Below are 13,068 nucleotides of genomic sequence, written 5' to 3'. Positions count from 1 at the left end.
CCTTGCCATTGTGTGTGAGTGTCGCTTGGGGCCTGCCCTTTTGGACCGCTCTGCCATGGTGGGCCAGCCTGCTCGCTGACCGGTGGCTGCCCGATGGGAGGTTGCGCGTGCCCGGGCCCGGTCTGCTGCGGCGCCGCTTGATCGCTGCCGGCGGCTTGCCCCGTAGGGCCGAGGCCGCTCGGCTGGGGGCTTTGGTCGCTACCGGGTGGGCGTCCGGCGGGTCCGCTCTGTGATGGTGGTTGGTCGCTGCCGGGCACTTGCCCCGTGGGTGCAGGGCCACCGTGCCACGGTGTCTGATCGCCGGGTGCGTGCGGCGTTGCTCCGTCTCCGCCTTGCGATCGTGCCTGTTCGCTGCCGAGGGCTTGCACTGTGGGCGCGCCGCTTTGACCTAGTGCGCCCTCGTCGCCGGGTGCCTGCTCGGTGGACGGTTGCGCGTACCCGGGTCCGTTCTGCCATGGCGCTTGGGCGCTGCCTGGTGCTTGGCCTGTGGGGGCAGGTTCGCCTTGCCGCGATGCGTCAATGTTGCCGGGTGCTAGCCCTGTTGGTCCGTGTCCGCCTTGCCATGGCGCTTGGGCGCTGCCAGGTGCTTGCCCTGTGGGCGCGCTCCCTGGTGCGCGATCGTCGCCGGGTGCCTGGTCGGTGGACGGTTGCGCGTACCCCGGTCCGTTCTGCCATGGCCCTGCCGGGGCCCCGCTGGGTGTTTGTCCTGTGGGCGGCGGGATATGTCCAGTTCCGTTGTGCCCCTGGGCATTCGGCTGGTCGGTGCCTGGTACTTGCGGGCCCGTCGCGGGGTGCGTGAATCCGGCTGGGTTGCGGTCGCCGAGTTGCCCTTCGGCTACCGCGGACTCCGCTCCGGTCGCGCTTTCTTGGTCGCTCGGCGCATGTGGTGTCGACTCGCCAGTCGGGATTTGCTGATCGCTAACAGCTTCGGTCGCCCGCGCGGCCTCGTCGCCAGACCTACCCGCCTCATCGGCCGCTTCGATCTCCGACGGCAACCGGTGCCGTCCACCGACGGGCGTTGGTGCGCCCGTCGTCCCCGGCACGGGGTGCGCAGCCCAACCGGGCGCGGCCAACCCGCGTCCTCGTTGCGCCGCACCGGATCCCGACTGCCCTGGGGTACCGGTCGGCAGTTGGGCTCCGGCCGCGGTTCCCTGTGGTCCCGCGTCCGGACGTCCGAGCTCCTCGTCCGGTGCCGACGCTGGTCCTCGTACCTCGGAACCCGCCGGATCGGGACCGTCAGCCCATCCCGGTGCCGCCGATCCGCTATCACGTTGCGGCCGATCGGCTTCCGACTCTCCGGTCGGACCCTGGGGATCAGTTCCCTGCGGCGCGAAGGGCGGCTGGTTGAACTCGCCGCCCGGTGCCCGCGGTGTCGATGCCGCCCGGTGCAAGTCGCCGCCAGGCGCTGGTGGTGCGGTGCGGTCGGTGGCCGGCGGTGCCGATGGGGGGCGTTGGAAGTCGTTGCCGAGTGCCTGTGGTGCGGACGCGGGGCGATGGAACTGACCCGGTGTCTGAAGTGCCGTCCCCGAGTCGGCGGCCTGCGCGGCGGGGTCGCCGCTTGGGGTTTGCGTCGCTTGGCCGTACTGGCCGTAGTCGTGCGGTGTGCCGCCAGTCGCGGACGACGTTGTGCCCGAAGGCGTTCCGCCTGCGCCGGGGTGGCCGAAGCCGGGAACCCGCGGGGACCCGCCTGCCCGCCTGGTCGGATCGACGGTCTCGGAATCGAATATCGGTGTCGCACCCGCGGATTCCGCGCGGTCGCCCGTTCCCGCGCCGCCGTCGGCGGAACCAACCGCGTCATCCGCTGCTTGCTCGGTACCGAGCACTGGCGCCGAATCATCCTGATCCGTGCGACTTACCGTCTCCGGTTCATCTGTCGCTGCCCCGGCACCACCTGCCGCGCCAGCGTCCGAAGGTACGCCGGAATCCACGGCCGACTGTGCGTCGAATTCCCCTGGTGGCGACGGCAACTCAGGCCGCTGCCCGCTGCGCGCACCCGCTTGCTCATCAGCAGTGCGATCCTGCGGCGCAAGCCGAGGCGGCGGACCATCGTCACCTTGCGAGCTCAGCTGACGCGCGTCGTCCAATTGCTGCGCCGAGCCATCGTCGCCGTCCGAGCCAGCCCGCGACTCATCGAGTCCCGGCCCTGCGCTGTCCGCACGCGAGCCCGGCCGCGACTCGTCGAGTCGCGAAGGTGGACTGTCGATTCCGCGCGGATCATGCGGCCGTGGTTCATCGTGCCGGGTGGGCGGTCCGACGAGCTGTGACGTTGGCGTGAGCTGGTCGTTTTCGGGCGCCGAAGTCGGGCTGGGATGAGCGGGTGCCGAGGCAGCGGGGGTGCGCAGGCCAACGCCAGCCGCTTCGGGGGACGGTTGGTCTTGTTCGGTCCGTTGTGTATCGAGCCGGGGCGACGGGGCGTCGAAGTCGCCGGTCGGCGGCGTGTCGGGCTGCTCGCTCGTTGGCGGCTGCGGTGCTGCGGCAGGCGAATACGGTTGTGCGGCGGCCTGGTTCGGCGGGGGCGGCAGGTCGGGGCGCGACGGCTGGAAGCGCACCGTTTCCTCGACGGATGCCGGCGGCTCCGCGGCAGTCGGTTGGCCTGCACCCGACTGCGAAAAGGCGGGCGATTGGCCCGTACCCGGTTGCGGGTAGTCAGCAGCGGGCTGTTGCGGACCGGAAGGGTGTGCCGCCACCGACGGCGGTGTCGGCGGCCTGCGGCCGAGCGGCTCGAAACCGGCGGAGGGCTGGCGCGGGTTACGGGTCGGCAGCGGATTGCTGCCCTGCCAGCCGTTTTCCGGATGCGGCGAACCATCCGGACTCGCGTGTGGACCGTAGCCGTGCGGTGGTCCCTGTATCGGGTCCCCGTGCTCCGGGCCGTGCTGGGGTTCGGGTCCACGAAAGGCGTTCGCGCCCTGGAAGCTGCTCGGTCCGCCGTGCAGTTCGAAACCGGGACCGGACAATTCGCGCCCCGCCGAACCTGGGCGCGGGCGCGGCTCCTCGGACTGCTCGTCCTTACCTTTGCGTCGGCCGAATCGGCGCTTTTCCCTGCGCGCGGCTTCGGGACGCTCCGTCTCCGGCGCGCGCTTGGAACGTCCACGCCGCGAAGGCGCTTCATCGATGAGGTCGTCGTGTGGCAGGTTCTGTACGGGCGCTTCGTAGCCGCCGGTGACATCGCTCTCGGAGAGCCACGGGGGCAGCATGGGGAGGCCGTCGTTATTACGGCTCACGACTCCGCCTCGCTGGCGCTCGGCTGCGCCGTGCCCGAGGGCGCTGTGCTGATTCGCTCGCTGCGCTCCCTCACGCGTCCCCCTTGATCTGCTCGACCTTTGTTCCTGGGCTGTGGTCAGTTTACGCGACGACTCTGCCTCATCACGGGTGGGGAGTGGGCCGAATGACCGGTTTTCGAAGACCCAACTATCGCGGGATCTGTTGGGCCCATGCACCTGTCGGCAAGCAGTCCGGAAGTGTCGCGCTGTACGACAGCGCTCACTCCGCACGACTGATTGCCGAACGTCTGCTTCGTCACCGGCGGCCCGCCTCGATCCCGATCTCCGGCGCCCTTTTACATCCCGGCGATGGGGCCTCATGAATCCCGGCAACCTTCAGTGCTCTCCGTGCATGCCCTGCCCGAGTGATGAACGCGCTCCACGCATCCGTTGCGATCGCGTTCGCGGAGAACCCCATGCTCTCGTCCGGCCATGAACCCGGCAGCGTCGACGACATTCACAGCAGGACCCGGCTCCCGGCCTCGTCATCGACAGTGCCTTGCCGCGACGATCACCGCCGCCGCTCGGCCGGGGCGGGTGGCGGCGAACCTCGGTGTCGACGCCTTGCCATGCCGAGGAAGGGAACCGCGCTACATTAAGAACGGCGTTGCCGGAGGAGCAGATGGTCATTCGGCGACGCTCAGAGCATCATGACTTCTGATCTCGTCACCGACAGTGGCCACTGCGCGACGATCACGGGTTCCAACGCGGTTCCTGGCGCCACGACTACGCCGACAACTGCAGGTCGACGCACCGCCTCAAGCGCATCAAAAGCGGAAGAATAGGCGCTCACGCGCATCGTGACCAGGGCGAATTGGCCTGCCAGCAATTAAACCGGTAAGCTTGGTCGGCGGTGCACCTACGCGCCGACTGTTTGCATGCCGCCGATTGGTTCGACCGATGGGTTACATGGAATCAGATACAAGGCAATCAAACCAGGTTTGAGCATAAACCGGGATCGCGGAGGACATGGCGAAGAAAGACGGGGCCATCGAGGTCGAGGGTCGAGTTGTCGAGCCGCTGCCCAATGCGATGTTCCGGATCGAGCTCGAGAACGGGCACAAGGTTCTCGCGCACATCAGCGGAAAGATGCGGCAGCACTACATTCGCATCCTTCCCGAGGACCGTGTGGTCGTCGAGCTCTCGCCCTACGACCTGTCGCGCGGCCGCATCGTTTACCGCTACAAGTGAATCGAGTGGGCGACCGCTGCTCGCGGAGAGCGCTCGCCGTGGTCGATTCACTCACGCCGCCCTGCGCGGCGGCAACAGACTTCCTCAGCCTTCCGGCTGGGGAAAAACTGTGTTCACACCCGTGTGGACCGAACAAGATTGGACGGACGTGAAGGTTCAGCCGAGCGTCAAGAAGATCTGCGAGAAGTGCAAGGTGATCCGCCGTCACGGTCGGGTCATGGTGATCTGCGAGAACCTGCGCCACAAGCAGCGTCAGGGCTGATTTCGCAGCACCAGCCGGGCACCGATCACTGATCGGCTTGGCCAAACAAAGAAGAACTCCCAGCTCCAGCCGCACACTGCGGATATTCGGACCGCGCGGTTCCTCGGAATCGCAAGGTCCGAGGTGTGCGAGCCAACCACCGGTACGGAGGCCGGTGCCCCACCAGACGAGGGGACGGACAGGGAGCAGACCTCCGCAACGATTAAGGAACCTGCCACATGGCACGTCTCATGGGCGTTGATCTCCCGCGTGAAAAGCGCATGGAGATCGCGCTGACCTACATCTACGGCATCGGCCGTACCCGCGCCAAGGAGATCCTCGAGGCGACGGGCGTCAGCCCCGACCTGCGGTCGAAGGACCTCAGCGACGAGCAGGTCACGCAGCTGCGTGACTACATCGAGGGTTCGGCCCTCAAGGTCGAGGGTGACCTGCGCCGCGAGGTGCAGGCCGACATTCGACGCAAGATCGAGATCGGCTGCTACCAGGGTCTGCGCCACCGTCGTGGCCTGCCCGTGCGTGGCCAGCGCACCAAGACCAACGCGCGCACCCGCAAGGGCCCGAAGCGCACCGTCGCAGGCAAGAAGAAGTAGGGGATAAAGGATGCCTCCGAAGAGTCGGGCCTCCGGCCCCAAGAAGACCCAGAAGTCGCGTCGCCGGGAAAAGAAGAACGTCCCGCACGGCCACGCGCACATCAAGAGCACGTTCAACAACACGATCGTGTCGATCACCGACCCGTCCGGCAACGTCATCTCGTGGGCGTCCTCGGGCCACGTCGGCTTCAAGGGTTCGCGCAAGTCGACCCCGTTCGCCGCGCAGCTCGCCGCCGAGAACGCTGCCCGCAAGGCGCAGGAGAACGGTGTCAAGAAGGTCGACGTGTTCGTCAAGGGCCCGGGTTCGGGCCGCGAGACCGCGATCCGTTCGCTGCAGGCCGCTGGCCTGGAAGTCGGCACGATCTCCGATGTCACCCCGCAGCCGCACAACGGCTGCCGTCCGCCCAAGCGGCGTCGCGTCTAGCGGGAAAGGAATAGCGAAAAATGGCTCGTTATACAGGCCCCATCACCCGTAAGTCGCGTCGTCTGCGCGTCGACCTCGTCGGCGGCGACCAGGCGTTCGAGCGTCGCCCCTACCCGCCCGGCCAGCACGGCCGTGCGCGGATCAAGGAGAGCGAGTACCTGCTCCAGCTGCAGGAGAAGCAGAAGGCTCGCTTCTCCTACGGCGTCATGGAGAAGCAGTTCCGCCGGTACTACGAAGAGGCCAACCGCCTCAAGGGCAAGACCGGTGACAACCTGCTGCGTCTGCTCGAGTGCCGGCTGGACAACGTCGTGTACCGCGCCGGTCTGGCCCGTACCCGCCGTCAGGCTCGTCAGCTGGTCAGCCACGGTCACTTCCTGGTGAACAACCGGGCCGTGAACGTTCCCAGCTTCCAGGTCACCCAGTACGACATCATCGATGTCAAGGAGAAGTCGCTGGGCACGCTGCCGTTCCAGGTTGCGCGCGAGACCGTGGGCGACCGTCCGGTTCCCGGTTGGCTGCAGGTCATCCCGGGCCGTCTGCGGATCCTGGTGCACCAGGTTCCTGAGCGCGCCCAGATCGATGTACCGCTGTCTGAACAGCTGATCGTCGAGTACTACTCGAAGTAATCAGCTTTCACGCTGCTGGTGCGTGACCGTCTATTTCATCAGCGGTCACGCACAACCCCCAAGACGTGGGCGTCAAATAGTGGGCGCCCGTACAGGAGGATGATCCTAATGCTGATTTCACAGCGTCCGACGCTGACCGAAGAGGTCGTCGCCGAGAACCGCTCGAAGTTCACCATCGAACCGCTCGAGCCGGGCTTCGGTTACACCCTCGGCAACTCGCTGCGACGTACCCTGCTGTCCTCGATTCCGGGGGCCGCGGTCACGAGCATCCGCATCGACGGCGTCCTGCACGAGTTCACCACCGTCCCCGGTGTGAAGGAGGATGTCACCGACATCATCCTGAACCTCAAGGGTCTGGTCGTGTCCTCGGAGGAGGACGAGCCGGTCACGATGTACGTGCGCAAGCAGGGCCCGGGCACCGTCACCGCCGGTGACATCGTGCCGCCTGCCGGTGTTGTCGTGCACAACCCGGATATGCACATCGCCACCCTGAACGACAAGGGCAAGCTGGAGATCGAGCTCGTCGTGGAGCGCGGTCGCGGTTACGTCCCGGCGGTGCAGAACAAGGCGTCCGGCGCGGAAATCGGCCGGATCCCAGTGGATTCGATCTACTCGCCGGTGCTCAAGGTGACCTACAAGGTGGAGGCCACCCGTGTCGAGCAGCGCACCGACTTCGACCGTCTGATCCTGGACGTGGAGACCAAGAACTCCATCACCGCCCGGGACGCGCTCGCTTCGGCGGGCAAGACTCTGGTCGAGCTGTTCGGCCTGGCCCGTGAGCTCAACGTCGAAGCCGAAGGCATCGAGATCGGCCCCTCACCGGCCGAGGCGGATCACATCGCCTCGTTCGGTCTGCCGATCGAGGATCTGGACCTCACCGTCCGGTCCTACAACTGCCTCAAGCGCGAGGGCGTGCACACGGTCGGCGAGCTGGTCGCCCGCACCGAATCGGATCTGCTGGACATCCGCAACTTCGGCCAGAAGTCCATCGACGAGGTCAAGGTCAAGCTGCATGCGCTGGGCCTCTCGCTGAAGGACAGCCCGGCCTCGTTCGATCCTTCGTCCGTGGTGGGTTACGACGCGAGCACCGGAACGTGGAGCGACAGCGGCACGTTCAGTGACACCGATGGCGGCGAGCAGGACTACGCCGAGACCGAACAGCTCTAGGCCGCTGGGGTAGGCACCCCGGCCCGGCCTCACACAAGGAGAACAAACAATGCCCAAGCCCAAGAAGGGTGCCCGCTTCGGCGGGTCGGCGTCGCACCAGAAGGCGATCTTCGCCAATCTGGCCACGGCGCTCTTCGAGCACGGTCGGATCACGACCACCGAGGCCAAGGCCAAGGCGCTGCGCCCCTATGCCGAGAAGCTGGTCACCAAGGCGAAGGCCGGCACCCTGGCCGACCGGCGCGAGGTGCTCAAGGTCATCCGCAACAAGGATGTCGTCCACGAGCTCTTCGCCTCGATCGGTCCGTCGTTCGAGGGCCGCGAGGGTGGCTACACCCGCATCACCAAGACGCTGCCCCGCAAGGGTGACAACGCGCCGATGGCGGTCATCGAGCTGGTCCGGGAGAAGACCGTGACCAACGAGGCCGACCGCGCCCGTCGCGTTGCCGCGTCCAAGAAGGCCGAGGCGCCCGCCGCCGAGGCCGTGGTCGAGGAGAAGGCCGAAGAGGCCGTCGCCGAGACCGTCGAGGCCGAGGCCCCCGCTGCCGACGAGGCCGCTGAGGACAAGAAGGACGCCTGACGCTCGCGTTGGAGTTCTCGAACGAGCCCGCCGCCCCCTGTGGGTCGGCGGGCTCGCTCGTATCCGAGGCAACCGCGCTGACAACGGTTTCGTTCCGGCCGGAGCGTCAACCGTGTTCGTATCGACTAGGAGATCGCCTGTGACCGAGGAGGATTCGGTGGATTCGGCCGTGCGGTCGGCGGTGAGCGCGTCTGCGCAGGTGGATTCGCCCGCAGCCGTGCAGGACGCGGCGGCCGATGCGCGGGCGGAGTCCGATGCTGTACCGGTTCGAGTGCGGCTCGATATCGGTTACGACGGAACGGATTTCATCGGCTGGGCGCGCCAGCCCGGTCTGCGCACCGTGCAGGGCGTGCTCGAGGAGTCGCTGAGCAAGGTATTCCGGGAGCCGATCCAATTGACGGTCGCGGGCCGTACCGATGCCGGTGTGCACGCCGAGGGGCAGGTCGCGCATTTCGATACCGGCACCGAACCGGATGCGGCCAAGCTCATCCATCGGATGGCACGGTTCCTGCCGAAAGACGTGCGGATCAAGGATATTCGCGTCGCACCGCCGGAATTCGACGCCCGCTTCTCGGCGATCCGCCGCCACTATGCCTACCGGCTGACCACCGCACCCTATGGTGCCGAGCCGCTGCGGGCCCGCAGCGTTGTCGCCTGCCGTCACGACGTCGATCTCGATGCCATCCGGGAGGCGTCCCGAAAGTTGTTGGGCCTGCACAACTTTGCCGCATTCTGTCGCCGCCGCGATGGTGCGACCACGGTCCGCGAACTCCAGCGCTTCGACTGGGTGCGTGACGGTGATCTGCTGACCGCCTATGTCAGCGCGGATGCGTTCTGCTGGTCCATGGTTCGCAGCCTCGTCGGCGCGGTGCTCGCGGTGGGGGAGGGGCGGCGCACGCCCGAATGGGTTGCCGCGCTACTGAACGAAACCGAGCGCTCCAGTTCGGTCACCGTGGCTCCCGCCCACGGCCTGAGCCTTATCGCCGTCGACTACCCGGACGATGCCGACCTCGCCGCGCGCAATGCCGAAACCCGCGAAATGCGTACTGTCCCAACCGAAGGCTGCTGCGGCGAGTGATCCTGCGTGGCGCTCCCGCACCGCGATCAGCGGGCGCGGGCGGTGCGGGAGCATGACCCACCGATCTAGCTGGACGAACCCGCCTCGATCGTCCGCGGCTGGTTGGAACCGGAGATTTCGATTCGGCGCGGCTTGGCCCTCTCGGCGATCGGAATCGTCACCGAGAGCACGCCGTTGTTGTACGTCGCGCTGATCTTGTCGGCATCGACATTGTCGCCGAGGCTGAGCTGGCGCATATAGGTACCGGCGAAGCGCTCGGACGCAATCCATTGGACGCCTTCGTCACTCGGCAGGCTGCGCTGTGCGCGCAGGGTGAGTGTGCCGTTGTCGACGCTCACATCTACCGAGCCCGGGTCCACACCGGGCAGGTCGGCGTTGAGTACGTAATGATCGCCTGCCTTGAAAAGATCCATCGGCATGAATCGCGGCGCGCGCGATGTTCCCATGGATTCACCGAGCAGTTGGCGAGCAACAGTGTCGATGTCATGGAATGGATCGAACCGAAGCACAGCAATCACCTCCATTTCGCTAGCGGCGACGCCTGCCACGGCGGCAGGCGCCGGAAGCTGTGCACCATCTAAGTTAGCACTCTTGGCCTGCGAGTGCTAATGATTGGCTCGAACGTTTCGCGGTGTGTCTCGGATCGAGTGCGGCCCGGACGGAATAGGGACCGCGGCGGCCTCGTTCATTCGGGACATGGCTATCGGAGATCTCGGGCAGTTCGGTGTATGGCGCTACTACGGGGCGTTCACCCCGCAGGATGCGCAGGATCTGGAAGGGCTCGGCTACGGCACGCTGTGGCTCGGCGGGTCTCCGCCCGCCGATCTTGCCTTCGTCGAACCGCTGCTCGAGGCGACCGAGTCGATCACCGTCGCGACCAGCATCGTGAACATCTGGACGGCGCCCGCCAAGCAGGTCGCGGAGTCGTTCCACCGGATCGAAGCGCGCTTTCCGGGCCGGTTCCTGCTCGGCATCGGCGCGGGTCACCCCGAACACGAGGGCGAGTACCGCAAGCCTTACGACGCACTGGTCGAATACTTCGACGAACTGGATGCCGCGGGCGTGCCCAACGAGCGCCGTGCCCTCGCCGCGCTCGGCCCGCGTGTGCTGAAGTTGGCGGCGGAACGGTCCGCGGGCGCGCTGCCCTACAACGTCACCCCCGAACACACCGCCCGCGCCCGCGCACTGCTCGGCGACGGTGTGCTGCTGGCCACCGAACACAAGGCGGTCCTCGACGACGACCCGGTCCGGGCCCGCGCCGCCGCTCGTCCGCGCGTCGAGTTCTACCTCGACCTGCAGAACTACGTCGCCAACCTCCGTCGCCTCGGCTTCATCGATGACGACCTCGCCAAACCCGGTAGCGACCGCCTCATCGACGCCCTGGTAGCCCACGGCGACGCGGATACCGTCGTCGATCGCCTCTCGGCCCATCGCGCCGCAGGTGCCGATCACGTGGTGATCCAAGTCTTGGCCGACGAAGCCGCCACACTGCGCACGCTGGCACCACTGCTCCCGAAGTAGACCGCCGCTGGCGATCGGCCCGAGATAGCGGCCGATCGCCATGCGGGACTGTTGAATCGGGTCGAACAGCTCGATCCGAGCAGAAGACGTTGCCCTCATTCGGACGTCCTCGGGTTCAGTACGGGCTGAAGCGTGCCCGGAAGGTAGCCGACCGAAATCGTCCTAAGACAGCGTTAGAAAGCGCCCCATGCGCTTCCGTCGGCGCTGTGACTGCGCACACACTGGTCTCCGACCGACGCAAGGCCGCGTCGAAGAAGGAGATCTTGTGACTACGACACAGCCTGTCGGCGAGCGCCGGGTGGTCGCGAATGTATTGCGTGGCTCCATCGGCAATCTCGTCGAGTGGTACGACTGGTACGTCTATACCGCATTCAGTGTGTACTTCGCGAAATCGTTCTTTCCGAAGGGCGATTCCACCGCGCAATTGCTTTCCACCGCGGCGATTTTCGCGGTCGGCTTCCTCATGCGGCCGCTGGGTGGTTGGTTGCTCGGTCGCTATGCCGACAAGTTCGGACGTCGCTCGGCGCTGACGCTGTCGGTGACGGTGATGGCGGCGGGTTCGCTGCTGATCGCGGCCACGCCGGGATACCAGACGATCGGAATCGCCGCTCCGGTACTGCTTTTGCTGGCCCGGTTGTTGCAGGGCCTCTCCGTGGGTGGTGAATATGCAACCAGCGCAACGTATTTGTCCGAGGTGGCCTCGACGGGTAAGCGCGGATTCTATTCGAGCTTCCAGTACGTCACGCTGGTCGCCGGACAATTGGTGGCGCTCGGGGTGCAGATCATCCTGCAGCAGTTCCTGAACAACGCGCAGATGAACAACTGGGGCTGGCGCATTCCGTTCGTGATCGGTGCGGCGGGCGCGCTGATCGTGATGTGGCTGCGGCGCAGCATGGACGAGTCGGAGCACTTCGAGGCCGAGGTCGAGCGTGATCCCGCGGCGAGCAGCGCCGGTGCGAAGCAGCCCGCGCGTGGTTCGCTGCGGATGCTGCTGCAGTACCCCCGGGAATGCCTGCTGGTGATCGGGCTGACGCTCGGCGGCACCGTCGCGTTCTACACCTACACGACGTACATGCAGAAATTCATGATCAATACCTCCGGCATCTCCAAGCCGACGGTCTCCTGGATCAATTTCATCGCACTGCTGGTCTTCGTGGTGCTGCAGCCGCTGGCGGGCGCGCTGTCCGACCGCATCGGGCGACGTAAGTTGCTGATCTTCTTCGGTGTCGCGGGCACCCTGCTCACCGTGCCGATCATGACCGTGATCGCGCACACCAAGAATCCGATCGCCGCGTGGGCGCTGATGATGGGCGCGCTGGTCATCATCACCGGCTACACCTCGATCAATGCCATCGTGAAGGCCGAGCTGTTCCCGACCAAGATCCGCGCACTCGGCGTCGGACTGCCGTACGCGCTGACCGTCGCGATCTTCGGCGGTACGGCCGAAACCATCGCGCTGTCGCTGAAGCAGGCGAACCACGAATCGCTCTACTTCTGGTATGTCGCCGGATGCATCGCAATCTCGCTGCTGACCTACTGGTTCATGCGGGAGACCTCGCGCGGATCCGCCATCGACGCCGATGCCGCCACCGACGATATTTCGCTCACCAAGGCGGATACCTCGGCCACCGAGTCGGACCGTGACCTCACGGCGGCCCGACCCTGACGGCCCGACCGCACACGCCGCCGCGCCGCTATGGAAGGATCGGCGTGTGCGGCTTGCGGTGGTCGAGGACGATGACGGCGTAGGCGACGCGCTGGTAGAGGCGCTTAACGCCCGCGGTTACCAGGCCGAGCGCAAACGCCGCGGCGCGGATCTGCTCACCGCCCATCGTGGCTACGACGCGGTCATCCTCGATCTCGGTCTACCCGACGGTGATGGTCTGCATGTGCTGCGCCAGCTGCGGGAAGTGAGCTCCGTGCCGGTGCTGATCCTGACCGCACGCAGCGACGAACGTTCGATCGTGCGCGGACTGCGCGGCGGCGCCGACGACTATCTGGTGAAGCCGCCGCGGATCGCGGAACTGATGGCCCGACTGGAGAATGTGGTGCGCCGCGCGGCCGCCGGATCGCAACCTGAGCGGGCCGAGGTGGTCACCGGGGATGTGCGAGTCGATCTGGCGGCCCGGGTGGTCGAGGTGGCCGGGCGGCCGATCGCCTTGACCCAGAAGGAATTCGAGTTGGTCGAGGCGCTGGTGGAGCGGCCCGGCGCCGCGGTCAGCCGCCAGCAGCTGATGGATCGGATCTGGGGTGACGCGTTCGTCGCGGTGTCGCGCTCGCTCGATGTGCACATGACCGGACTGCGCGCGAAATTGGACCGACCTGGGCTGATAACGACGATTCGCGGCTACGGTTACCGCTGGGGCCAGTGA

At 66.6% G+C, this 13,068-nt stretch carries 12 protein-coding genes; 11 read left to right on the top strand and 1 reads right to left on the bottom strand.

The features are described 5' to 3' along the window. The first annotated feature begins 4,229 nt into the window (after positions 1-4,229). The 8 genes from infA to truA all read left to right on the top strand — a co-directional run bounded on the left by infA (position 4,230) and on the right by truA (position 9,175). Positions 4,230-4,451 carry a translation initiation factor IF-1 gene (infA, locus tag ACQP1T_RS34915; RefSeq protein WP_003418601.1) on the top strand — a complete coding sequence of 74 codons (222 nt, stop codon included), beginning with the start codon at positions 4,230-4,232 and terminating at the stop codon, positions 4,449-4,451. A gap of 148 nt (positions 4,452-4,599) precedes the next feature. Beyond that, complete coding sequence (gene rpmJ / locus ACQP1T_RS34910) at positions 4,600-4,713, top strand: 50S ribosomal protein L36 (RefSeq protein ID WP_040686659.1); 114 nt, start codon at positions 4,600-4,602, stop codon at positions 4,711-4,713. A gap of 218 nt (positions 4,714-4,931) precedes the next feature. Further along, the gene (rpsM, locus tag ACQP1T_RS34905) at positions 4,932-5,303 is read left to right on the top strand and encodes a 30S ribosomal protein S13 (RefSeq protein ID WP_364390903.1); all 372 of its coding nucleotides are present in this window, start codon (positions 4,932-4,934) and stop codon (positions 5,301-5,303) included. A gap of 10 nt (positions 5,304-5,313) precedes the next feature. Then, the gene (rpsK, locus tag ACQP1T_RS34900) at positions 5,314-5,727 is read left to right on the top strand and encodes a 30S ribosomal protein S11 (RefSeq protein ID WP_014349147.1); all 414 of its coding nucleotides are present in this window, start codon (positions 5,314-5,316) and stop codon (positions 5,725-5,727) included. Positions 5,728-5,747: 20 nt separating this feature from the next. After that, complete coding sequence (rpsD, locus tag ACQP1T_RS34895; protein ID WP_327095488.1) at positions 5,748-6,353, top strand: 30S ribosomal protein S4; 606 nt, start codon at positions 5,748-5,750, stop codon at positions 6,351-6,353. Positions 6,354-6,461: 108 nt separating this feature from the next. Continuing rightward, positions 6,462-7,520, top strand: coding sequence for a DNA-directed RNA polymerase subunit alpha (locus ACQP1T_RS34890; protein WP_040686662.1), 1,059 nt, complete (start codon positions 6,462-6,464; stop codon positions 7,518-7,520). A gap of 49 nt (positions 7,521-7,569) precedes the next feature. Further along, positions 7,570-8,097 (top strand): 50S ribosomal protein L17, encoded by a 528-nt coding sequence (gene rplQ, locus ACQP1T_RS34885; RefSeq protein WP_433757251.1) that lies wholly within the window; start codon positions 7,570-7,572, stop codon positions 8,095-8,097. 217 nt (positions 8,098-8,314) lie between these two features. Further along, positions 8,315-9,175, top strand: a complete 861-nt coding sequence (gene truA, locus ACQP1T_RS34880; protein ID WP_433762485.1) for a tRNA pseudouridine(38-40) synthase TruA — start codon at positions 8,315-8,317, stop codon at positions 9,173-9,175. 65 nt (positions 9,176-9,240) lie between these two features. On the opposite strand, the gene ACQP1T_RS34875 is transcribed toward truA, so the two are convergent. Continuing rightward, positions 9,241-9,684 carry an Hsp20/alpha crystallin family protein gene (locus tag ACQP1T_RS34875; RefSeq protein ID WP_433757250.1) on the bottom strand — a complete coding sequence of 148 codons (444 nt, stop codon included), beginning with the start codon at positions 9,682-9,684 and terminating at the stop codon, positions 9,241-9,243. A 187-nt stretch (positions 9,685-9,871) separates the two neighbouring features. Here ACQP1T_RS34875 and ACQP1T_RS34870 point away from each other — a divergent pair, with 187 nt between their 5' ends. The 3 genes from ACQP1T_RS34870 (at position 9,872) to ACQP1T_RS34860 (ending at position 13,068) form a co-directional block, all read left to right on the top strand. Beyond that, positions 9,872-10,696 carry an LLM class F420-dependent oxidoreductase gene (locus ACQP1T_RS34870; RefSeq protein ID WP_433757249.1) on the top strand — a complete coding sequence of 275 codons (825 nt, stop codon included), beginning with the start codon at positions 9,872-9,874 and terminating at the stop codon, positions 10,694-10,696. Positions 10,697-10,961: 265 nt separating this feature from the next. Continuing rightward, positions 10,962-12,362: an MFS transporter gene (locus tag ACQP1T_RS34865; protein WP_433757248.1), complete on the top strand. Its 1,401-nt coding sequence runs from the start codon at positions 10,962-10,964 to the stop codon at positions 12,360-12,362. A 46-nt stretch (positions 12,363-12,408) separates the two neighbouring features. After that, positions 12,409-13,068: a response regulator transcription factor gene (locus ACQP1T_RS34860; RefSeq protein ID WP_420776945.1), complete on the top strand. Its 660-nt coding sequence runs from the start codon at positions 12,409-12,411 to the stop codon at positions 13,066-13,068.

This window comes from Nocardia sp. CA-135398 (genome assembly GCF_050955845.1).
Taxonomy (GTDB): Bacteria; Actinomycetota; Actinomycetes; order Mycobacteriales; family Mycobacteriaceae; genus Nocardia.
This window is presented reverse-complemented; position numbering and strand designations above follow the sequence as displayed.